The organism is Pseudomonas fulva NBRC 16637 = DSM 17717, from assembly GCF_000730565.1.
GTDB classification, from domain to species: Bacteria; Pseudomonadota; Gammaproteobacteria; order Pseudomonadales; family Pseudomonadaceae; genus Aquipseudomonas; species Aquipseudomonas fulva.
Map to the genome: position 1 here is coordinate 38882 of NZ_BBIQ01000017.1, position 23284 is coordinate 62165.

Annotated in this window: 16 protein-coding genes and 2 pseudogenes; 13 read left to right on the top strand and 5 right to left on the bottom strand. The window is 60.6% G+C overall.

Annotation, left to right across the window (positions count from 1 at the left end; translation table 11 throughout):
* Positions 1 to 8: 8 nt before the first annotated feature.
* Together PFU01S_RS22965 and PFU01S_RS22970 are read left to right on the top strand one after the other, a co-directional pair.
* Positions 9 to 695 (top strand): annotated as a pseudogene (locus PFU01S_RS22965) (PAS domain-containing protein); the annotation flags it as partial.
* 102 nt (positions 696 to 797) lie between these two features.
* Positions 798 to 1247: pseudogene (locus tag PFU01S_RS22970) on the top strand (methyl-accepting chemotaxis protein); the annotation flags it as partial.
* Between the two features lie 75 nt (positions 1248 to 1322).
* Here the strand turns inward: PFU01S_RS22970 and PFU01S_RS16475 are convergent.
* Together PFU01S_RS16475 and PFU01S_RS16480 are read right to left on the bottom strand one after the other, a co-directional pair.
* Positions 1323 to 2144: an amino acid ABC transporter permease gene (locus PFU01S_RS16475; RefSeq protein ID WP_028688073.1), complete on the bottom strand. Its 822-nt coding sequence runs from the start codon at positions 2142 to 2144 to the stop codon at positions 1323 to 1325.
* Positions 2141 to 2962: an ABC transporter substrate-binding protein gene (locus PFU01S_RS16480; protein ID WP_028688074.1), complete on the bottom strand. Its 822-nt coding sequence runs from the start codon at positions 2960 to 2962 to the stop codon at positions 2141 to 2143. The genes PFU01S_RS16475 and PFU01S_RS16480 overlap by 4 nt, the downstream gene beginning before the upstream one ends.
* 118 nt (positions 2963 to 3080) lie before the next feature.
* On the opposite strand from PFU01S_RS16480, the gene PFU01S_RS16485 reads away from it, so the two are divergent.
* Together PFU01S_RS16485 and betT are read left to right on the top strand one after the other, a co-directional pair.
* Positions 3081 to 3965 (top strand): homocysteine S-methyltransferase family protein, encoded by an 885-nt coding sequence (locus tag PFU01S_RS16485; protein WP_027915495.1) that lies wholly within the window; start codon positions 3081 to 3083, stop codon positions 3963 to 3965.
* A gap of 164 nt (positions 3966 to 4129) precedes the next feature.
* Positions 4130 to 6103: a choline BCCT transporter BetT gene (betT, locus tag PFU01S_RS16490; protein WP_027915494.1), complete on the top strand. Its 1974-nt coding sequence runs from the start codon at positions 4130 to 4132 to the stop codon at positions 6101 to 6103.
* Positions 6104 to 6109: 6 nt separating this feature from the next.
* On the opposite strand, the gene PFU01S_RS16495 is transcribed toward betT, so the two are convergent.
* Complete coding sequence (locus PFU01S_RS16495) at positions 6110 to 7066, bottom strand: arsenic resistance protein (RefSeq protein ID WP_028688075.1); 957 nt, start codon at positions 7064 to 7066, stop codon at positions 6110 to 6112.
* 147 nt (positions 7067 to 7213) lie between these two features.
* Here PFU01S_RS16495 and PFU01S_RS16500 point away from each other — a divergent pair, with 147 nt between their 5' ends.
* The 9 genes from PFU01S_RS16500 to PFU01S_RS16540 all read left to right on the top strand — a co-directional run bounded on the left by PFU01S_RS16500 (position 7214) and on the right by PFU01S_RS16540 (position 21003).
* The gene (locus PFU01S_RS16500; RefSeq protein ID WP_028688076.1) at positions 7214 to 7759 is read left to right on the top strand and encodes a fimbrial protein; all 546 of its coding nucleotides are present in this window, start codon (positions 7214 to 7216) and stop codon (positions 7757 to 7759) included.
* 73 nt (positions 7760 to 7832) lie between these two features.
* Entirely contained in the window at positions 7833 to 8588 is a 756-nt protein-coding gene (locus tag PFU01S_RS16505; RefSeq protein WP_028688077.1) for a fimbrial biogenesis chaperone, read from the top strand.
* A 40-nt stretch (positions 8589 to 8628) separates the two neighbouring features.
* Complete coding sequence (locus tag PFU01S_RS16510) at positions 8629 to 11160, top strand: fimbria/pilus outer membrane usher protein (protein ID WP_248694615.1); 2532 nt, start codon at positions 8629 to 8631, stop codon at positions 11158 to 11160.
* Complete coding sequence (locus PFU01S_RS16515; RefSeq protein ID WP_042139696.1) at positions 11157 to 12506, top strand: fimbrial protein; 1350 nt, start codon at positions 11157 to 11159, stop codon at positions 12504 to 12506. The genes PFU01S_RS16510 and PFU01S_RS16515 overlap by 4 nt, the downstream gene beginning before the upstream one ends.
* On the top strand, positions 12496 to 13233 hold the full coding sequence (locus PFU01S_RS16520) for a fimbrial biogenesis chaperone (protein WP_033737260.1): 738 nt from the start codon (positions 12496 to 12498) through the stop codon (positions 13231 to 13233). The genes PFU01S_RS16515 and PFU01S_RS16520 overlap by 11 nt, the downstream gene beginning before the upstream one ends.
* 72 nt (positions 13234 to 13305) lie before the next feature.
* A complete protein-coding gene (locus tag PFU01S_RS16525) occupies positions 13306 to 16128 on the top strand; it encodes an ATP-binding protein (protein ID WP_028688080.1) in 2823 nt (940 codons plus the stop codon).
* Positions 16128 to 17312 carry an EAL domain-containing response regulator gene (locus PFU01S_RS16530; RefSeq protein WP_028688081.1) on the top strand — a complete coding sequence of 395 codons (1185 nt, stop codon included), beginning with the start codon at positions 16128 to 16130 and terminating at the stop codon, positions 17310 to 17312. The genes PFU01S_RS16525 and PFU01S_RS16530 overlap by 1 nt, the downstream gene beginning before the upstream one ends.
* A gap of 114 nt (positions 17313 to 17426) precedes the next feature.
* Entirely contained in the window at positions 17427 to 20327 is a 2901-nt protein-coding gene (locus tag PFU01S_RS16535) for an ATP-binding protein (RefSeq protein WP_028688082.1), read from the top strand.
* 28 nt (positions 20328 to 20355) lie between these two features.
* The gene (locus tag PFU01S_RS16540; RefSeq protein WP_027915484.1) at positions 20356 to 21003 is read left to right on the top strand and encodes a response regulator; all 648 of its coding nucleotides are present in this window, start codon (positions 20356 to 20358) and stop codon (positions 21001 to 21003) included.
* Between the two features lie 145 nt (positions 21004 to 21148).
* Here PFU01S_RS16540 and PFU01S_RS16545 read toward each other — a convergent pair whose 3' ends face one another.
* Both PFU01S_RS16545 and glyA read right to left on the bottom strand, forming a co-directional pair.
* Positions 21149 to 21736, bottom strand: a complete 588-nt coding sequence (locus PFU01S_RS16545; protein WP_028688083.1) for a hypothetical protein — start codon at positions 21734 to 21736, stop codon at positions 21149 to 21151.
* Positions 21737 to 21871: 135 nt separating this feature from the next.
* The gene (glyA, locus tag PFU01S_RS16550; protein ID WP_023533265.1) at positions 21872 to 23125 is read right to left on the bottom strand and encodes a serine hydroxymethyltransferase; all 1254 of its coding nucleotides are present in this window, start codon (positions 23123 to 23125) and stop codon (positions 21872 to 21874) included.
* Between the last annotated feature and the right edge of the window lie 159 nt (positions 23126 to 23284).

The window sequence follows — 23284 nt, forward strand, 5'->3', positions numbered from 1 at the left end:
CCGACGAGATGCTTGAAATCACCGTGGACCGTGACCTGCTGATCACGGCCGTCAATCCGCGGTTTTCCAGCTTCGTAGGTATCGACGCTTCGAAGCTTGTCGGTACATCGATGGGCACGCTCACGCCTGACTATGTGAGGGACTTGCCATGCTACGAGGATTTTCAGACCGCGATGAGCCAGGGCACTGGGGTGAGCGACGACTACCGCTACATCGCGGCCGATGGGCGCCTGGTCTGGATGCGCGCGGCGTGGTGCCCGGTCAAGACCCCCAGCGGCGAGGTGACCCACATGACGGCTTACGGCACCGAGGTCACCGCTGCCATCGACAAGGCCCGGGAAAACGATGAGTTGATCAAGGCGCTTTCCCGCTCCACGGCGGTGATCGAGTTCGGGCTGGACGGCACCATACTCACCGCCAACCAGAACTTCCTGAATACGGTGAACTACACGCTCCCGGAAATCGTCGGCAAGCACCACAGTATTTTCTGCGATCCGGCCTACATGAAGTCGCCGGACTATCAGCGACTGTGGGCCAGCCTCAACGATGGTCGCTTCGTCGCCGAACGTTTTCAGCGGTTCGACAAGGGCGGCCGCGAGCTGTGGCTTGAAGCTTCCTACAACCCCGTGCGCGATACCCGGGGGCGGCTGTACAAGGTCGTGAAATTTGCGGTGGATATCACCGCTCAGGTCGAAAGCGAGAAACAGGTCAGCTCAGCGGCGGACGTTGCCTACGAGATCTCCATGAAGACCGACAGCTCCGCCCAGCGCGGCGCTGAGGCGGTCAGGGACACGGTAGAAACCATGAACCGCATCGTCGAGCAGGTCTCGAACGTATCCAGCGGCGTCGAGGCGCTGGGGCATCAGTCGCACCTGATCACGTCCATCGTGTCGACCATCGGCGGCATCGCCCAACAGACCAACTTGTTGGCCCTGAACGCGGCCATCGAAGCTGCGCGTGCAGGTGACCAAGGGCGGGGCTTTGCCGTGGTGGCGGACGAGGTGCGCAAGTTGGCCGGCCGAACCAGTGCCGCGACCCAGGAAATCGTCGAGGTGGTGCAGAAGAATAACGCCTTGGTGGAGGAGGCAGTACACAGCATGGGCGAGAGCAGGAAGCAGGCTGAGCTGGGCCTGAGCCTGGCCCAGCAGGCAGGTACCGTGATCACGGAAATACAATCAGGTGCGCAGGAGGTGGTCACTGCCGTGGGCCAGTTTTCCTCGAAACTGGTGGCAGAGGCGGGACGTTAGCCCCATCGGCGTCTGACTGGCGATTGATTGCTACGCTCGCCCCTGCGCAGTGGCCGGGGCAGGCGCTACGCACCTTCAGCGCTGATAGGCTTTGCCGTAGTGCCGCTCAAGGCGCGCCTGCACCAGCTCCAGCGCGATCGACAGCACCCAGTAGATCACGGCAGCGGTGGTCAGCATTTCCAGGTAGCGGTAGCTCGACCGTCCGTAGGACTGGGCCAGGAACATGATTTCCCACACCCCCATCACCGAGATCAACGACGAATCCTTGAGCATGGAGATGAACTGGTTGGCGGTTGGCGGGATGATCACCCGCATGGCCTGCGGCAGTACGATGTGGCAAAAAATCTGCGGCGGGCGCATGCCCAGCGCCAGCGCCGCTTCGCGTTGGCCTCGGGCAACACCCAGGATGCCTGCGCGAAAGATCTCACTGAGATAGGCGCCGTAGTTCAGCGACAGGGCGATGATACCGGCACTGATCGCGCCGGGCACCAGGCCTATCTGGGGCAACCCCAGGTAAATGAGCAGAATCTGGATCAGCAGCGGTGTACCACGGAAAAAAGACGTGTAGAAACTGGCAACACCCACCAGCACCGCGCTGCCGGACAAGCGTGCCAGCGCGGCGGCAAAGCCCAGCGCCACCGACACCACCATCGAGCACATGCACAGGAACAGCGTCAGCGCTGCGCCCTGCAGAAAACCATTGGGTCCCAGTTTGAAACCGGCCAGGTTAGGAAACTTCTCCAGGATGATCGAGAACTTGAGGTCGAAGCTCAGGAAGAACCCGACGAACAGGGCGAACATCACCAGCCAGGTGAGCATCAACCGTGTGCGAAAACCCAGCAGGCGTGTGCCCGTGGTATTGGCCACGGGCTTGGGGGAGGGCGTAAAGGTGCTCATTTGCTGATATCGGCGCCGATCCACTTCTGCGAGAGCTTGCTCAGGGTGCCGTCCGCCTTGAGTTCGGCGAACACCTGGCGAACTTTGGCATCCCACTCCGGGTCGCCCTTCTCGATGGCGACCGAGTTGGGTTCTTCATACAGCGGCGCACCGGCGAGCTTGAAGCGTTTGTCCTGGTCCAGGCGCGGCTTGGCCGTGACCAGGTTGGTCAGGATCGCATCCAGGCGCACGCCCGCGCCCAGCCCAAGGTCCTGGAACGCCACATTGTCGGTGTCATACGGGGCGATCTGCACGAAATCGAAGGGGTAGTCGAGGGCGCGTTCTTCGTCACCCTCGATGACCAGGTTCTTGTTCAGGTAGCTTTCATAGCTCGACGCGCTGGTCAGGCCGACCTTGCGCCCGTCCAGGTCCTTTGCACCGTGGATGCGCTCATCCTTGGCATTGACCACGATGACGGCCGGGGAGGCGTAGTACTCCACCGGGAAGTCGAACACCTGGGCGCGGGCCTTGCTGGGGGTCATCGAGCAGATGCAGATGTCGTAGCGCCCACTCCAGCGACCGGCGGCGATTACATCCCAGGAAGGGGTCTCCAGGCGCAGCTTCACGCCCAGTTTATCCGCCACCGCCTTGGCAACATCCACGTCAAAGCCGTCGAGCTGGTTCTGGTCATTGAGGAACGAGAACGGGGGATAGCTCTCCATCAGCACATTGACCAGTTCCTTGCGTGATTCGACCCGCTCCAGCGTAGCGCCGGCAAAAGCCTGAGTGGCGGTCGCAAGCAGCGCAAGGCCTGCACCGAGCAATGTGGAAAAACGCATGTTCATACCTGAAGTGTTGGCCAAATGAGTATTAGGGTATTAAATAGTTATATATCCAACCCACATAATGAATTTTATTCATAAGCACCTTCAGAGTAGTTATATGAAAGAGCGAGCGATGGTGATTCTCGACGGTGGCATGGGCCGCGAACTGCAGCGCAGCGGTGCGCCGTTCCGCCAGCCAGAGTGGTCCGCACTGGCGTTGACCGAGGCCCCGGAAGCGGTGGTGGGGGTGCACGCGGCGTTCATTGCCGCAGGTGCCCAGGTCATCACCAGTAACAGCTATGCGGTCGTCCCCTTCCACATTGGTGAAGCGCGCTTTGCCGAAGAGGGCCGGCAGTTGGCCAATGTCGCCGGTCAACTGGCCCGCCACGCGGCCGACACCGGCCCGCACCCGGTGAGGGTGGCCGGTTCGCTGCCGCCGTTGTTCGGGTCCTATCGTCCCGACCTGTTCCAGCCTGAGCGCGTCGAGGAAGTCCTGCGGCCGCTGCTAGAGGGCCTGGCGCCACACGTTGACCTGTGGCTTGCCGAAACCCAGAGCGCGATCGCTGAAGTGCGCGCCATACGTGCCCACCTGCCCGAGGACGGTCGCCCGTTCTGGGTGTCCTTCACCTTGCAGGACGAAGACGTCGATACGGTGCCGCGCCTGCGCTCCGGTGAGCCGGTGGCCGAGGCGGTGCAAGCGGTGATCGAGCTCGGCGCGGCAGCGGTGCTGTTCAACTGCAGCCAGCCAGAAGTGATCGGCGCGGCCATCGATGTCGCCCGTTCGGTCATCGATCAGCAGGGTGGAGAAGTCGCCATCGGTGCCTATGCCAATGCCTTCCCGCCCCAGCCCAAGGAAGCCACCGCCAACGACGGGCTGGACGAACTGCGCGAAGACCTGGACCCACCGGGCTACCTGGCCTGGGCCAAGGACTGGCGCGCACGCGGCGCCAGCCTGGTAGGTGGCTGCTGCGGCATTGGCCCTGAGCACATTGCCGAGCTCAAATTAAGCCTCGGCTGACGGGTTCCAGAGCATCTGCAAGGCAAACGAAGCGTTTAAGTTTGGGAAATGCTGGAACTGACGGTAAGGTTTCAGCATCTTCCATTCATCATGCGCCACGGGCAGTCGTGTTCTGACTGCCCAACCATGGAGCGCAGCGCTGAACGTCAGAAGGAGCAATGCCTATGCCTGAAGAACAACAACGCACGAGCACCATCAACCCACCTGTCTTTTTCACCAGTGCCGTACTGATCCTGTTATTGGTGCTGTATGCCACTTTGTTTCAAGAGCATGCCCAAGGTGTGTTCGAAGCGGTTCAGCAATGGATCATCACCAATGCCAGCTGGTTCTACATTCTGTCTGTCGCGTTGATATTGATCTGCGTGGTCTTCCTCGCCATCAGTCGATATGGCGATATCAAGCTCGGGCCTGACCATAGCGAGCCGGATTACCGCAACAAGAGCTGGTTCGCCATGCTCTTCTCTGCCGGTATGGGCATCGGCCTGATGTTCTTTGGCGTAGCCGAGCCGGTCATGCATTTCATCAACCCCCCTGTGGGCGACCCCAACACCGTTGCCGCTGCCCGGGAGGCCATGAACATCACGTTCTTCCACTGGGGGCTGCATGCATGGGCCATTTACGCCATGGTGGCGTTGATCCTGGCCTACTTCAGTTTCCGCAACGGCCTGCCGCTGACGCTGCGATCAGCACTGTATCCGCTGATCGGTGAGCGCATCTACGGACCCATCGGCCATGCCGTAGACATCTTCGCCATTCTGGGTACGGTTTTCGGGGTCGCGACATCGCTGGGCTACGGCGTGCTGCAGATCAACAGCGGCCTCAACCAGTTGTTCGACTTGCCGATCAACACGACCGTCCAGGTGATCCTCATTGCCGTGACGTGTACCTTGGCCACGCTCTCGGTAGCGAGCGGGCTCGACAAGGGCGTCCGGATTCTGTCCGAGGTCAATCTTGGCCTTGCCGCCATACTGATGCTGTTCGTGCTCACCGTAGGGCCGACGGTATTTCTGCTGCAAGCGTATGTGCAGAACACTGGCGCGTATCTGTCTGACATCGTCAGCAAGACCTTCAACCTCTTCGCCTACGAACCCACCGACTGGATTGGTGGCTGGACCCTGCTCTACTGGGGCTGGTGGCTTTCCTGGTCGCCCTTTGTCGGGTTGTTCATCGCACGCATCTCGCGTGGCCGGACCATTCGTGAGTTCGTCTGCGGCGTCTTGTTCGTGCCTGCCGGTTTCACCCTGCTGTGGATGACGGTATTCGGCGACTCGGCCATCCATATGATTCTGCATGGGGGTGTCAAGGAACTCGCGGCGGTGGTGGACAAGGACAGTTCACTGGCCCTGTTTGCATTCCTTGAACAATTCCCTTGGTCAACGGCCATTTCCATGGTGGCAGTGCTGATGGTGGTGGTGTTCTTCGTCACCTCCGCCGACTCGGGTGCATTGGTCATCGACATGCTGGCCTCCACCGGCAAGGGGCAATCGCCGTTGTGGCAACGCGTGTTCTGGTCGATCACAACTGGCGCGGTGGCCATTGCCCTGCTGTTGGCCAATGGATTGAAGGCGTTGCAGGCGGCCACTATCGCCAGTGCCTTACCCTTTGCGATCATCCTGCTGGTGGCCATGTGGGGGCTGTTCAAGGCATTAGGCATGGACGCCACGCGCCGCGGCCTGCGCACACAGGCGCTACCTGGCCAGCGTCAGCACCGGCAGAACCACGGTGGATGGCAGCGCCGTCTGCGCAACATCGCCATGATGCCGCGTCGCGCTCACGTCACCCGGTTCATTGGTGAGGTGGTGAAGCCAGCCTGCGAGGAAGTTGCTCAGGAACTGCGCAAGCAGGGCTATGACGTCACTGTCGATGAACGTGAAGACGGCCGCGTTGCACTGGAACTGTCCCATGCTGGCGAAGGCCGTTTCCGGTACGAAGTGCGCCCGCGTGCGTTCAACACCCCGAGCTTCGTGTTGCGCGAAACCGACGACAGCAATGATTCACGCAAGTATTTCCGTGCGGAGGTGTACCTGCGCCAGGGTGGGCAGGACTACGACGTCATGGGCTGGAGCCGTGAAGATGTGATCGGCGACATCCTCGACCAGTACGAGCGCCACCTGCACTACCTGCACGTGGTCAGCTGAAGCCGCCTACGTGCGGGCGATCACTGGAATCGCCCGCACGTACACCAACTCGCAGATCAGCTCGACCAATGTCTGCGTGATCACCGCCGCTGCTGCCAGCGTTCGTATCTGCTCTGGCAAGGCGAGCGCCAACGGCAACACTACCAACGAATTGCGCGTCGAAGCACTGAACATCACGGCGCGCTTTTGTTGTACAGGCAAGCCCATCAACCTTGCCGTCGCCCAGCCAATGACCGGTGCCAAAAGCGCAAAGCCCAGGTACACCGGCACCACCGGCAGCAATTGGTCCAGCCTGTGCAATACCATGCCGATCTGCGAAGCGATCACCACGAACAGCACGAGTGCCATCCCCGGCACGGGCATCCACGCCCAGGCGTCGTTCCAGCGACTGACCCGCTCTGATTTGGCCACCTGTGCACTGGTCAGCACCGCCAAGGCCAATGGCACGGCGATCATCAGCAAGAACGCCTGCACGAAAGGCCCGACCGTCAGGCTTATCGCATGGTCCTCTTCGATCATGAGCGTCAGGTAAAGCGGCAGAAGCACCAGTTGCAGCAGCAACAGCACGGGTGTTGCGGCCAGCATGAGCCGTGCATCGCCCTTGCCCATGTGCGTGAACACCACCACGTAGTCGATGCAGGGTGCCAGCAGGACCAGCAGGGCGCCGATGAGCAAGGCCGGGTGGCCTGTCAGCCCACGGGTCAACGCCCAAGCCAGGACGGGCACCAGCACAAAATTGGCCAGGAGCAAGGCTGTCATGAACCGCCGATTTGCCAGGCTTGCGCGCAGGTGCAGAAAGGGGATTTGCAGGAACATGGCGTACATCAGCACGGCGATGGCTGGTGTGATCAGTGCTTCCAGAACAGCGCTAGTGGTATCGGCTACAAGGCCGAAGGCGATGGCTGCCAGCACGGTGGCGAAATACACGGGTGTCTGCCGGGTTTCGAGTTGGTCTTTGGTCAAGAGCGTACCTGCTTGGAAAAAGGCGCAGCGCTGCAGGGGGATGCGGCAATTGAGCGCGTGTAGCCGTTTTAAGACTCGTCTGAGTTATCCAACAGCGCCAGGGCTGCATTCTATGCGCAGCCCACATAACAACCACAGGACGCTGTAATGAATATTCGCGCTATCGCTTTTGCTGCAGCTGCAACCCTGGCCGTGCCTGGCCTGGCGAACGCGGCCAACACCATCACGTTCAGCGGCGAGGTCACCGACCAGACCTGCTCGGCTGTCGTCGATGGCAACACCGAGCCAACCGTTGTCATGCAAAGCGTTCCGGCCAGTGCGCTGAACGGCAGCATCGGCAAAAACACCGGGGAAACCCAATTCACCCTGCGCCTGACCGGCTGCGCCGCGCCGACCGACGCCAACGAGCAATTCACCACGCTGTTCCAGGCTACCAACCCGACATCGCTGGGCAACCTGACCAACACCGCCACCAATGGCGCGACCGGCGTTGCATTGCAGTTGCTCGACGCACCCGGCGGCAGCCCGGTGGACCTGGCAGGTGGTGCAGCCGTCACCGCCGGACAAATCATCCTGAGTTCCGGCCAGACCTCCACAAGCCACGATTATGCCGTGCGTTACGTGTCCGAGGCCGCCACCGTTACGGCAGGCCCTGTCCTTGGAGCCGTTACTTACACCCTGCGTTACGAGTGATTGGCGCACGCCACTTTTTCCGACTGCCGCCATGGGGCTCGTATCCAGAGCGGCAGGCCTTCGAGGTATCTGCATGAGAACTTTGCCAGTGGGCCGGTTCAGGCTGGTCGCCATTGCGCTTGCCTTCGTGCTCGGCATGACGGGCGCCACCCTCGTCCAGGCCAGCGTGGTAGTGACGGGGACGCGGGTCATTTATCCCGGAAATGCGAAGGAAAAAACCCTGCAGCTCACCAACCAGGACCCCTTCGCCAATGTGGTGCAGGCCTGGGTGGACGTCGATGACCCCGCCTCCACACCTGAAACCGCCAAGGCTCCGTTCATGGTCAATCCGGCCGTGTCACGCGTGGCTTCGGGCAGCGGACAATCCCTGAGGCTCATATATACCGGCGCCGCGCTCCCCCAGGACCGGGAGTCGGTGTTCTATCTGAACGTGCTCCAGATCCCCCCGCGCAACGCTGCACAGGCCGACAGAAGCCAGATGCTGCTGATCCTGCGCAATCGCCTGAAGCTGTTCTACCGGCCTGCTGGCATCGCAGGCGCGGTCGAGCAGTTGCCTGAAAAACTACGCTTCAGGCTGGTCGAAAACGGCGCCAGCTGGCAAGTGCTCGTCGATAATCCGACGGGCTTCTATGCCTCGTTCGGGGCTGCGACGATCACTGTCGGCAACAGACAGGTGAAACTCCATGCTGCCATGGTGCCGCCCTACGGCTCGGTGCACTGGACGCCAGAGGCTACCGGAGCGCTCACAGGTACAGCGCCGCAGCTCACGGCGCAGTTGATCAACGACTATGGTGCACGTGTGGGCATCACTCATGCCTTGCAGCGCTAATGTGCGGCGCACCTCGGTCCTGCTGGGCAGCATTGCCTGGATGATGGCCCGGCTGGCCCACGGCGAAGGCGACTACCGTTTCGACGACAGCCTGTTGCTGGGCTCGGGGCTGGCCGGTGGCAGCCTGGAGCGCTTCAATCGGGTGCAGCAGATCGACCCGGGTACTTACCTGGTCGATGTGTACGTGAACACGCACTACGTGAACCGAAGCGAAGTGAGTTTTCGACTGCAAGACGATGCTGTCGAACCTTGTTTTTCCGAACGGTTTTTGCATCGACACATGAACGCCCGCAAGCTTGAAACCCCTACCGCCGACGCGGGCCAGTGCCTGGCGCTGAGCACGCGGCTACCAGGGTCAACGTTCCAATATGACTCAGCCCGCTTGCGCCTGGACCTCTCCGTGCCCCAGGCATTGCTCGACATCAAGCCGCGCGGCTACGTCGATCCGCAGGACTGGGACGCAGGCGGTACGATGGGCTTCGTCAACTACGAAGCAAGCCTGTACAACTCGCGCTACGAAGCCTCAGCAAGCGAGGCGGCCAATTACGGTTACCTGGGCCTGAACACGGGGGTGAACGTTGGGCTCTGGCGTTTGCGGCATCAGTCCAACTACAGCTACTCAAGCTTCGGCGGCGCCGCGGTCAGCCGCTGGAACAGCATTCGCACCTATGCCCAGCGTGCCATTGCCCCTTGGCAGAGCGAACTGACGGTCGGTGACAGTTTTACCGAGGGCAACCTGTTCGGTAGCATCGGCTTTCGAGGCGTGCGCCTGGCCAGCGACGATCGCATGCTGCCCGACTCTCAGCGTCAATATGCCCCACAAGTGCGCGGCACGGCGGTGAGCAACGCGCGCGTGGTAATCAGCCAGAACGGCCGCAAGGTGCATGAAACCACAGTGGCGGCGGGTCCCTTTGTCATCGACGATCTGTACGGTACGGCCTACAACGGTGACTTGGACGTTCAGGTAATCGAGGCCGACGGCAGCGTCACGCGCTTCACTGTCCCCTATGCGGCGGTGCCCGACTCCATCCGTCCGGGTATCTCTCGCTACAGCACCACGCTCGGTGAGGTACGCCAGACGGGCGCGAACCAAGGGGCTTTTGCCGAGGCCACTTATCAACGGGGCCTTAGCAATGCACTTTCCGCCAACCTGGGCGCTCGGGTAGCGCAGGATTATCTCGCCGTGCTGGGCGGTGGCGTACTGGCAACGCCCTATGGTGCCTTCGGGGTCAACAGCACGTTTTCCAGCGCCACCGTTGAAAACCAACAGCGCAAGCAAGGCTGGCGCATGGGGCTTAGCTACAGCCGTACCTTCCAGCCAACCAACACCACCCTCAACCTTGCCGGCTATCGATACTCAACCCAAGGGTACCGGGATCTGGCCGATGCGCTAGGTGCGCGGCAGGCCTCCGAGCGCGGTGACAGTTGGGACTCGACCAGTTTCAAGCAGCGTAACCAGCTGACCTTGCTGGTCAACCAGGGGCTGGGGGGGTACGGAAACCTGTACCTGTCTGGCTCGAGCAGCGACTATTACGACGGCAAAAGCCGTGATACGCAGGTGCAGTTCGGTTATTCCAACACCTGGCGGCAGCTCAATTACAGCCTGGCCTATTCACGCCAGCGCACGACGTGGTACCGGGACACGGTAACCAGTGCCGTGCCCGATTTCGCAAACCCGGCAGACCAGCGCGACACCAGCAGTCGTACCAACACCCTGACGCTGACGTTCTCCATGCCCCTGGGCAACTCGACCCGGGCACCGAGCATCAGCTCGATGCTGACGCAGCGCTCAGGTGATACCCGGGGCAGCAGTCTCCAGACGGGGATCAACGGCACCCTGGGCGCCCAACGCGACATGAGCTACGCAATCGCAGCCAGTCGTGACAGCGCCGGACGCGGGACGAACTGGACTGGCAATCTCCAGGCACAGAGCGCCGTTGCCACCTTCAACGGTGGCTACTCGCAAAGCGCCGATTACCGGCAAATCAATGGCGGCATTCGCGGTGCAGCTGTCTTGCATGAAGGCGGTCTGACCTTGGGGCCTTATGTGGGCGACACCTTCGCGCTGGTGCGGGCCAAAGGCGCAGGTGGCGCGACCATCCGGGGCGGGCAGGGGGCTCGTGTGAACGCTGATGGCTATGCGCTGGTGCCTTCGTTGTCGCCCTACCGGTACAACCCGGTAGGGCTCGACCCCAGCGGCATGGGTGATCAGGCCGAGCTGATCGAAACGGAGCGAAAGGTCGCGCCCTACGCCGGTGCTGCGGTGGTGGTGGATTTCAAGACGTTGCTCGGCCATGCCTTGTTGATCCAGGCCAGCTTGCCGGGCGGTGGGGCTATCGCGCTGGGCGCCGATGTGCTGGATGAGCACGGCACCATCATTGGCATGGTGGGGCAGGGAGGGCAGGTGTATGCACGCGCCCAGGCTGATAGCGGGCGCCTGCAGGTTCGCTGGGGCGCAGGCCCTGACCAGGCATGCCTGTTGCCCTTCGACGTCAACAGCAGCAACGCCCATGACAGCCAGGGCTTCATTCATCTGAAAAGTATATGCACGCCTAACGAGGAACCCACATGACGCTCAGGGCCTGGCTATTGGCAGCCTTCATGTTCGTAACCGTTCAGCACGCCTGGGCGACCTGCTACAAAGTGACCTCTGTGGGGGGCGCCACTACCACGGCCAACACTGCTATCAGGCCTGGTGAGGGAACTGCCGGCAGCTGGGCCGGGGCGTGCGATACCTGCAATGGATCATTGGGCTTACCGAGTGTGATCAACGTCAGTGATCCAAGCTTTCAACCCTATGGCACGTTGATTGCGAGTTCCGTAGTGCCCTTCACGCAGTATGGTGTGACCGCTGGCTACAATCCGGAGTACGTATTTTTTCGCTGCGCGGGGCAAGATGCGGTTTACGAAATGTGGTCCACCAATGGCGATGACCTCTACAGCGGTTGGTACCAAGGGGGTGACAGCGTCGGCCAAAGTATTGGTTTGCAAGACGCCTACAGGACAGCCTGGCCGAATGTGCTGTTGAAGCTATTTCATCTCGAAAGCGGCGAGCCTTTCACCCACATTTGGCGTGAGCGCAGGCTCACTGGCCTGGACATCGATTCTCGCGGCTTCCAGTTGGTCAAGGCCAAGAACCTCAGTGCCGTACGCGCGGAGCTATACAGTGCACCGAAAGACCCCAGTTACAACTACTACAGCGAAACCGTCCCATCGCAGCTCTACGCCTACGCACAGGCGGCGGCCTATATCGCCATCAAGGGGCCAGGGCTGGCCTATCCAACAGTGGGTCAAACGCACTATGGAAACTGGAGTGGCTGGTACGGAAACTGGCCGGGAGCGTTGGGCTTGTACAACAAGGTCACGCTCAAGCGTTACCCCACCTGCAGCGTCACCAGTGTCACCCCCTATGTGGTGTTTCCCTCGATCAGCGTGAGCGAGATCAACGCGGGCGGGCGCCGCGAAATGCCTTTTCAGATCAACTTTCGCTGCCAGAGCAACATCGTCAACAGCACCAGCGCCAACGGCACGGCCATTGGCATCAAGGTTTCATCCGGTGCCCTGGCTGCGTCGTCTTCCCTGGGTTTGGTCAATGCCCAGGGCGGCCTTACCTACCTGCTGGCGGACCGTTATGGCCAGGCAGGTGTGGCGCAGGGAGTAGGCATACAGTTGCTGCGCGACGGTGCGCCCATCAATTTGCTGGCCAATGAGGATTCTGCCAATGGCAGCGGCGCGGCTGGCCGGGGTTGGTACCCGGTGATCAGCAGCGCTGCCAACCTGACCGGTACCGTCAATGGCATCGGTCAGTACACCGAGACATTCCGAGCGCGTCTGGAGAAACTCTCCACCGGCACCATGCCTACCGTAAGGCCCGGCCGGGTCGAGGCCACAGCGCAGGTGGTGATACGTGTTCAATAGCTGCGGGCAGCGTCTGCTGCTGCTGGTCGCCGTGCTGATCAGCACCCTCGCCGATGCTGGGGTCACTGCCGAGCGTACGAGGGTCATCGTGCATGAGGGCCAGCGCGAAACCTCACTGGCGCTGGTCAATCAAAACGCCTATCCGGTCGTGGTCCAGACCTGGATCGACAATGGGGATCTGGCTGTTACCCCGGACACGGCAAGCGCACCGATCATGCCGCTTCCTCCGATGTTCAGGCTTGAACCCCAACAGCAGCGAAGCGTGCGCCTCGTGACGACCGGGCAGGTGCTTGCCCAGGACCGAGAGTCGCTGTACTGGCTTAATGTGTACGAGATTCCACCTCGGCCAAGCGAGGTGCTGGAGGAGGGCGCGACGCGCCTGACGATCACCCTGCGCACTCAGCTGAAAGTCATCTACCGGCCCAAGGGTTTGTCAAACAAGGCCGAGCTAGCGCCTTCGCACCTGGTTGTCAGGGTCCAGGGTCGCCGTGTGCAGTTGCGTAATCCGACGCCGTTCTACATCTCCCTCTCCCACGCACAGATCGGCGAAGGCGAGCGTTCGATCATTCTGGATGCGCCCATGCTGGCACCGTTCAGTACGCAGCATCAGACGGCACCGGCCACCGCGCCGAGCGACGCGACGTTTCGCTTTTCATGGCTGGATGATGAGGGTAATGCGCAGCGCGGTGAGCGGCCCATCACGCACGCGGTGTCCATCAGCCCGTAAGGCCACATACCGTCTCGCCAGATTGAGATTCGTCCTATTCAGGTCTGTCGGTGCCGCCCCTAGGCTGGCTGGATGAAGCTAGCCAACCTGTTACCTGCCGCCCAGTGGAACCTGTCGACGCCTATTGCAGCGCGTAATCTCTTACGCCTGTTTGCGATCACCCTCGTAGCGGGTGTCTATGTCGGCGCCTACGGTTACATGCGCATGACCCTGAACGAGGAGATTTCGTCCCGGCGCAGGTACATGAACGAGGCCATCTTCAACGCTCAGGATTTCTTTGTCAGCCGTCAGACCCTGCTCAGATCGCTGGGGCTCTCGACGGTCAAGCACGCCGCTGCTGCGGGCGATAGCGAGACCTACATTCCAGGCGAGGAAGTCCACATTTTCCTCCGTCAGCCCGGGGGTACCTGGAGCTTGTGGCTGACGCCACGCATGCTGGATTTTCTACGCGCCAAGCAGACCAACCTGGTCTACGTGCCGCACGCCCTGGATGCCTCGGTGCAGTGGCTCTACAGCCGGCCTGAGGTCCCACCCCTGGTCCCCAACGCCGTGCTGCAACGTCTGCGTGGATCGACCGGCGAACCTGGGGACGAGCAAATCTGGCTGGCGGAGCCTGGAGACGATAAACCGCCTTCGCTCTACATTTTCACTGCCATGGATGAGCGCGACCGCGCTTCAGGTTGGCTGGGGCTCGAAGTAGAGGGCCCGCAGTTGGTCGCAGCGTTGCGCCATGAGCAGGCTGGTGACTTCCAACTGGTCGACAGCGCAAGCCAGATCATCGCCAGCAAGGACCGCGAGCAGCAATTGACTTCCCAGCGCCATACGGCAACGCGCGTGGATGATGGTTTCGGTTGGGAGGGCGGCTATTGGCTCCCGGACCGCCTGACCATTCGCAAACAGCTCGACCATTCGGACTGGCAGATCATCTACAGCGCACCCTTGGCCTCTATCATTCCGGCGCTGATTCTGCCGTTCGGGCTGGCAGTGCTGATCAGCGTTGCCGTCACACTGTTGATGCTGTGGCTGGTCCGCCGGGTCGACGTGCGACTCATCCGCCCGGCAGCTGCTCGAATCGAGGCATTGGTCGAGAGCGAAGCGTTCAGCAGTGCCGTCATCCGCACCGCCCCGGTTGCGCTGTGCGTGTTGCGCCGCAGTGACGGTGCAGTGGTGCTGGCCAATCGGCTGAGCGAGCAGTGGCTTGTAATGGGTGATGAGCGAACCCGAGTCTGTCAGGACTGGATTACCCGTGCGTTCGGCAAGCCTGCGCAGACCAGTTGCACACAAGAGCTGCAAATGGCCGATGGCCGTCACCTGTGTCTGAGTTACGCACCTACCCGCTATCGACGTGAAGATGTTCTGATCTGCGCCTTCAGCGACATCACCGAACGAAAAACCGCCGAGCTGTCGCTGCAACAGGCCAGGGCACTGGCCGATGCTGCCAATGAAGCAAAAACGCTGTTTCTCGCCACCATGAGCCATGAAATCCGCACGCCGCTCTACGGCATGCTGGCAACGCTGGAACTGCTTTCACGCACCCACCTCGATAGCCAGCAAAGGGGGTACCTCAATGCCATCGAAGGTTCATCGGCTACCTTGCTGCAACTGATCTGCGATGTGCTGGATGTGTCCAAGATCGAGGCTGGTCAGCTGGCGCTGGAGGTCAGTGCGTTCTCACCCGTCGAGCTGACCCAGGACGTCATGCAAGGCTATATGGGGGCCGCACACACCAAAGGGTTGCAGTTGCTGAGTTGCATGGATCCGCAGCTTCCTGAACAGGTAGTGGGTGACACGACGCGTACGCGCCAGATCCTTGGCAATCTGCTTAGCAACGCGGTCAAGTTCACTCGCAGTGGCCGAATCATGGTCAGGCTTCACCTGGTTGGGGTCGAAGGTGATCGCATGATGCTGCGCTGGCAGGTAGTGGACACGGGGCAGGGCATCCCTGAGCAAGACCAGCAACACTTGTTCGAACCGTTCTTCCAGAGCGGTCCCAGTACCAACACGGTGGCAGGGACCGGCCTTGGCCTGTCCATTTGCAAGCGGCTGGTCGAGTTGATGAACGGGTCGATTCGTGTGTTCAGCGAGCCGGGTCTGGGCAGCAGCTTCTCGTTCACGCTGCCACTGGGGCAATTGGCGCTCGATGAGGACCAGAGCTGGGCCCAGCCTTTGCTCAACCAGGGCGTCATGGTTTATTCACCTGTGCCCGAACTGGCCGATCATGCCGCTGGCTGGCTACGTCGCTGGGGCGCCCGGGCGCAAGTGATTGCCGTGCCGGACGTCCGTCATGAACCGGGCATCGTGCTGGTCGAGTTATGTCCAGGGCCTGCCAGCTCGGCTGTCATCAGGCAATGGCCTGGCCCATTGGTACTGGCCTGCGCCGATGAGCACGCGCTTTCGCGTCCTTCGGCTCAATACTGGCAGGTGGGGCTGAACAATCTTCAGTGCCTTAACCAGGCGGTGAGCCAGGCCCAGGGCATCGAGGCACGACACAGCGCAACGGCCCGTCAGGCAATGATCGAAACCAAACTGTGCATTCATGTGCTGGTGGCGGAGGACAATGTCATCAACCAGTTGATACTGCGGGATCAACTGGAGAAGCTCGGCTGCACGGTCACCCTTGCCAACGATGGCGAGCAAGCGCTGGCCCTGTGTCAGAAGGAGGTCTTCGACCTGGTACTGACCGATGTGAACATGCCCAGACTCAACGGGTATCAGTTGGCGCAGAACTTGCGCCAACAGGGCCATGCCCTACCCATCATCGGCGCAACTGCCAACGCCATGCTCGATGAGGCAGAGCGTTGCCTGGGCGCCGGAATGGATCAGTTTCTGGTCAAGCCCTTCACTCTGCACGCGCTCTATCAGTGCCTGCTGCCGTATCGCAAGGGCTCGGCCTGATGATCCACCGCGTCTTGATCGTCGAGGATCATCCCTTTCAACACCAGTACCTGGCTCAGCTGTTCCGGTCCGTCGGTGGGTTCGACGTCGAGCTGCAAGCCGATGCCAACCTGGCGATCGAGCAGTTGCGCAATCAAGCCTTCCACCTTGTCGTCACTGACCTGATGATGCCGCAACTGGATGGGGTACAGTTCATCCAGAGAATGAGCCTGCTACCGTCGCCTCCGGCGCTGGGGCTGATGACCGCTGCCCCTGCGCGCGTGCTCGCAGGCGTTGGCAAGGTCGCCGAAAACCTCGGTATCCGCCTGGCCGGCATGATCAGCAAGCCCGTGCAGGGTCATCATGTCGCTGCACTGCGTCGCTACATGGATAGCACCTGCGATCAAGGCCATCTGCAACCTCGATCCTGTTCCGGTGGCCATTCGGTCAGTGCGCTTACCCGTGCACTGCAGGCGGGCGAGATCCAGGCGTGGTTTCAACCCAAGAAATCCATGCTCGACGGCAGGATCGTCGGTGCCGAGGCCCTGGCCAGGTGGCTGCATCCGGTCGAAGGTCTTTTGTTGCCGCGGGCATTTCTGGCCGATTTGGAATCTGCAAGGCTCGATTTGCCGTTGCTGTACAACATGCTTGAGCAAACGCTCACCGCTCAATCACGCTGGGCCGCAGCAGGATACAGGCTGCCGGTCTCGATCAATCTGCCTACACACCTGCTGGACCGTCCTGATCTGGTCGACACGTTGTACCGAACGGTCCGAGAGCGAGGTGCCGACCCCAGGACCATCACCTTCGAGCTGACCGAAACGTCGACCACCCGACGGTCCAGTGATTACTTTGCAGGGACGTGCCGGCTGCGCATGATGGGCTTCGGCCTGGCCCAGGATGATTTCGGCAAGGGGTACAGTTCCTATTCCAACCTGGTATCCACGCCCTTCACCGAAATGAAGATTGATCGCTCTCTGGTCAGTGGTTGTGCGAGCAATCCTGACATGGCTATCGCTTTGGCCAGTGCCGTCCACCTCGGCCGCGCACTGGGGCTTGTGACAGTAGCAGAAGGCGTTGAAACGCGTGATGAGCTGGAAGTTGTCCGCAAGGCTCAGTGTCATCAGGTGCAGGGGTTCATCATCTCCCCGGCTGTGAACCGAGACGGCATGCTCCCATTGCTGAACGGACAGCTCTCCGAATGAGGGGTGAGTTAGCGAAGAAACGTTTCAGCATCTGCAATGTGCCGCCATATGGCATGAATTTTGTGTCTGTTTGAGCACTCTCATCTTCATAACGTGATGTCGACGATCAACACCATGAAAAATGCCAGCCTGCGCATGGATAAACTTGCGCGCAGCTCTCAGCGCCTGAACAAAGCCATCTTGCTGCTCAGCGGGCTCATGCTGCTGTTGTCCAGTACCTGTTATTGGGCAGTATCGCGCCTTCTGGAATCGGAACAGCAGCGGTTGGAGCTCCATTTTGCCCGGGTGATCGAAATCATCCATGAGCATGAGATCTTCTTGCGCAATCTCGCCAACAGCATGCCAGCCGGTCGCGCGCTTCCTGCGCCGGTGGAGCAGGGCGTCATGATGCTCGATTCGACCAGCGTCGATGGCAAGACACTGGTCAAGGCAAAAGGCTTCGAACTCTCCTTGCCCTTCACCCTGGCCTACACCGGCGACTTTCGGGCTCAGGAGATACGCGGCGCCTTGGGGTTGGGGTTGCGTATGACCGACTACTACGGGGGGTTCTGGGCCCGCTCGTTCTACGCATCGCCTCAGCTGTTCGTGCTCGAACGGGGAACCGGCGCGAGCATTGCCGTCCCCGCGGCTGGCGACCAACGTCAGCATCAGCCGCTGTTGCCTCACCATTATGTGACCGTGGTTGATCGCTTGGAGCACTTACTGGCTCAACCCGACCTGCTACCCGATCAGCATGTCCACTGGGTGCGAGCGCCAGCACGCCTTTACAATGACAACCTGCGCATGGTGGCGCTTCTGAAGTTGGGGGCTGAGCACACCCTCAAGCCGAGTACGACGGGCGACCGGACAATGGTCTTGGCTGCCGTAATGGATACGGAGCAGATCGACGAATTCGAGCGTGTGCTCAGGTTATCGGTCTACAACCAGTTCACCCTGATTTCCCCGGATGGCAAGGTCTTGATGGGAGAGCGCAGCAAGGGTGATCTGGCGCCGCTTGGCCTGAGCTTCAACCGTAGCGGCTTGCGTTTCAAGATGATGTCGTCGTCGGGAGACGCATGGACTGGGCTTTATGCCATCAGTTACGGGGACTTTCTGCGCTACGCCAAATGGCCGCTGCTTGGCCTGGCGTTGACAATCATCGCTGCGATCCTGCTAGGGCTCTGGGTCAATCACTGGTACAAGTCGCGCATTGTTCGGCCCGCCCAACGAGCACAAGTCCGGCTTGCAGAAAGCGAGGCCTTCAGCCGCATCATCCTTCACAACGTGCCGGTCGGGCTGTGCGTCGTGAGGCGACATGATCACAGGGTGTTGTTGGAAAACGAATGCGCGGTACAACTGGGCGTTACCGCAGCGGTGCTGCAACTGCTGCGTGATAACCACGGTGACCAGGCGCCGGGCGAACTGTGCCTGCTGGTGGATGGGCGTTACGTCCAGGTGGTGGCGGTCGCTACCCGTTATGACGGAGAAGACGTGTTTCTATGCGGCTGCAACGACATCACCCGCCACGTTGGCGAGCAATTGCAGCTCAATCAGGCCCACCAGCGTGCAACGGCTGCCAATGAAGCCAAGACCGTTTTCCTGGCCACCATGAGCCATGAGATAAGAACCCCGCTCTATGGTGTGCTGGGCAACCTTGAGCTGCTGTCGCTGACCGAACTCAGCGAACGCCAGAGGCATTACCTGCAAATCATCGAAACCTCGTCGACAGTCCTGTTCCAGCTGATCAGTAATGTTCTGGATGTGACCAAGATCGAGTCTGGGCAGATGGCCTTCGAGCATGCCGCATTCGATCCGCGTCAGCTGGTCGACGATGCGCATGCCAGTTTCGAGGCCACAGCGCAAAGTAAAGGGCTGCAACTTGAGGCTGAAATCGACGCACAAGTGCCTGCACGGGTGGAAGGAGATGCCGGGCGAATCAGGCAGATCCTGCACAACTTGCTGGGCAACGCGATCAAGTTCACCCCCTCCGGACGCGTACGTCTGCGCCTGATCGTTCAAGAGCGAAGCGACCAGGATGTGTTGTTGCAATGGCAAGTGACGGACACCGGAAAAGGTATCCCTGAAAAAGCCCTGGAGCATCTGTTCAAACCGTTCTATCAGGTGTCCGCAGGGCAGGAAGGTGGGGGTGCAGGGCTCGGGCTTTCCATCTGTTCACGCTTGAGTGAGTCGATGGGCGGTACCATGCGCGTGGTCAGTGAGCCCGGTCTGGGGAGCAGCTTTTCCCTGTTCATACGCTTGCCCATTGTGGCCTCCTCGCCGGTCTTGGTGCCTGTGCCGAAAGAGGGTTCGCAGGCGCCGTCTGCGCCGTTGAACTTGAGCGTGTTGGTGGCTGAGGATAACCCAGTCAGCCAGGCGGTCATGCGTGAGCAGCTCGAAGCCATCGGGGCTTACCCAACCGTCGCGGCTGACGGCCACCAGGCACTTCAACTTTGGCAATCCAAGCGTTTCGACATGGTCATCACCGACATCAACATGCCCAGGATGAACGGTTACGAGCTGACCCGCGCGCTGCGAGAGGCAGGTGTCGAAGCGCCCATCATCGGCATCACCGCCAATGCGCTGCGCGAAGAAGGTGAGCGCTGCCTGCAAGCGGGTATGACCGCGTGGATAGTCAAGCCTCTGAGCCTTGGTACCCTTCGGCAGGTACTGATGAACCACTGCCCTGGAACGATTGACACTCACGTTGCACCCGACCCGGGCAGGGATGATTTTTCAGGCTGGATTCAACTGTCCCAGCCCATGCGCCAATTGCTTGCCCAGACGTTGGCCAGCGATATCGAGCAGTTGGAGAAGGGGGTGATCGAGCACGATGCGGTTCTGGTCGAACAACGGTTGCACAGCTTGAGCGGTGCACTGGCCAGCATCAATGCCACGGCGTTGTACGGCGCATGTCAACGGCTGGAAAACATGTTGCAGGAGCTGCCGCTCGACGCACGCCTGGGCGGGCAAGTCCGTGCTCTGTGCAGGCGGCTTGCCAAGGTCGCGCAGCGCTTGTCAGACGAGATTCCCGGATGAGCCTTGTCCCCTAATGGAGTAATTCTGCATGCCTCATCACAAGGTTGTCATCGCTGACGATCATCCCATCGTCCTGCTGGGGGTGCGTGAAGTCGTTCAACGCATCGGGCGCTATAAAGTCGTCGGTCAAGCCACCAACTCATCGGAATTGATCGATCAACTGCGCCTGCACAACCCCCGCACCCTGATCACCGACTTCAATATGCCGGGGGATTGTACCTACGGAGATGGCTTCAAGCTCATCGAGTACATTCTGCGTCACTTCCCGGACACCCAGGTCCTCATTCTGACCATGATTTCCAATGGGTTGATTCTTTCCCGGCTTCAGGAACTGGGTGTGGCAGGGGTCATTCAAAAAAACCACCTGCATGATGAAATCGAAAAAGCGCTGAGTGCCATCCGCAAGCGGCGTCGGTACCGAAGCCCGTTGCCGCCACCTACATCCGTGGTACGCGAAGCAGTGAAGGTCGAGGCCCGCTTCAATCAGCTGTCCCCCAGGGAGCTCGAAGTCGTCCGGCTCTTTGTCACTGGCATGACCGTAGGTGATATCGCGCGGCAACTGTCGCGCAGCAACAAGACAGTCAGCGCCCAGAAGGTGTCGGCGATGCGCAAGCTCAACGTCGACAGTGACCAGGACTTGCTGACTTACTGTATCGAATCCAGGCAGTTTCAGTAACGAGGTTCTGTGCTTGGCGAGGCGTTGCCCAGCCGGTGCGTGGCCCTGATGACACGCGTACAGACGATTGGACCCGCAGCGCAAAAAGCCCAGCTACTCGCTGGGCAATCTATCGGTCTTCAGCCGACGATCATCATTCAAAGCGCTACGCTGGCTTGAGCCAATCTACATTCCGCTCCTGAATGACCAATTTGAGCGAGCGGCCAACTGCATTGGCGTGACATACCGAATAGTCGCCAACAGGGTAGAGCGCATGACGTCCCCACGGCCCTGCCTTGCTTTCCAGTTTGATATCGACCTGGTCACCTTCGCTGGTTGTCAGATCAAACGCGTTACCGCTCGACGCCTCGGTGATTTTCCAAGCGGTAGGGTCTTGCTGCTCGATGCGCTTCACTTCCACCAGACCATGCGTTGTCGCGAAAATCCCCTTACGAAGATGTGCTCCGCTGCGAACGTAGAGGCGGTAGCCGTCCTCACTGTGCCGGAAATACAGCAACAGGGGTAGGACAGCAGAGGATTTCTCGAAATTGACCAGCCCCAGTTCTTGACCGTGGTGCCAATCGTCTTCGGAACAATTCAGTGCACCCAGCGTAGCGGCGCCGTCCACGGCATATCCGGGCGTGGTCAGGGGGCTTGCCAGTACCACATTGTCGTTCGTCATGCTGTCGAAGGTGTTCAACGGGCAATCAGCTGCATGCAGTGTCGCGAGAAAAGAGTGCGCTTTGTGATTCATCGTATACCTCCAGTGTTCATGAATACACTCAGGAGGCTATGCCGACACGCGCGAGGGGACTAACCGGAACGGGTTCCAGACGCAGGATGCAAAAAGCCCGGCACTTGGCCGGGCTTTCCAGTGGGCGATCAGCGATCAGTTGCCGTAGACCGGCAGCTTCTTGCAGATGGCTTTGACCTTCTCGCGCACGGCGTCGATCACCGCTTCGTTGTTCAGGTCGGCAAGGATGTCGCAGATCCAGCCAGCCAGCTCACGGCACTCGGCTTCCTTGAAACCGCGGGTGGTCACGGCCGGGGTGCCGAAACGCAGGCCCGAGGTGACGAACGGAGAGCGCGGGTCGTTAGGAACCGAGTTCTTGTTGACGGTGATGAACGCCTTGCCCAGCGCCGCGTCAGCGTCTTTGCCCGAGATGTCCTGCTTGATCAGCGACAGCAGGAACAGGTGGTTTTCGGTGCCACCGGAAACCACGTCGAAACCGCGCTCGATGAAGACGCTGGCCATGGCCTGGGCGTTTTTCACCACTTGCTGCTGGTAAGCCTTGAACTCCGGCTGCAGGGCTTCCTTGAAGCAGATGGCCTTGGCCGCGATCACGTGCTCCAGTGGGCCGCCCTGGGCGCCTGGGAAGACAGCGGAATTGAGCTTCTTCTCGATCTCTTCGTTCTTGCGAGCCAGGATCAGGCCGCCGCGCGGACCGCGCAGGGTCTTGTGCGTGGTGGTGGTGACGACGTCGGCGAAAGGAACCGGGTTAGGGTAGACACCGGCGGCGACCAGGCCAGCCACGTGCGCCATGTCGACGAACAGGTAGGCACCCACCTTGTCGGCGATGGCGCGGAAGCGGGCGAAGTCCAGCACCTGCGAGTAGGCCGAGAAACCGGCGACGATCATTTTCGGCTTGTGCTCGACCGCCAGGCGCTCGACTTCGTCGTAATCGATCAGGCCGTTGCCATCGATGCCGTACTGCACGGCGTTGTACAGCTTGCCCGACGAGCTAACGGAGGCACCGTGGGTCAGGTGACCACCATGGGCCAGGCTCATGCCCAGGATGGTGTCACCGGCCGACAGCAGGGCCAGGTAGACAGCGGCGTTGGCCTGGGAGCCGGCGTGCGGCTGGACGTTGGCGTAGTCGGCACCGAACAGTTGCTTGGCGCGGTCGATGGCCAGCTGCTCGACGACGTCGACGTATTCGCAGCCACCGTAGTAGCGCTTGCCTGGATAGCCTTCGGCGTACTTGTTGGTCAGTACCGAACCCTGGGCTTCCATGACGGCCGGGCTGGTGTAGTTTTCCGAGGCGATCAGCTCGATATGCTCTTCCTGGCGCAGAGCTTCTTGCTGCATGGCTTCGAAGAGCTCGGCGTCGTACTTGGCAATGGTCAAATCACGGCTGAACATGGCGGTCCTCAAGGATCGGGGGTGAAGTGGGTGGGCATTCTACCCCATTGATCCGCCGCTGGCATATGAAGTGGCATCAAGTCGCGGACCAGTGGGGTTCATGTTGCATCCCGCGCCGTTGCTGGGCTGGGCGGGCATCCGAGTTGACTTTCAGGTCCG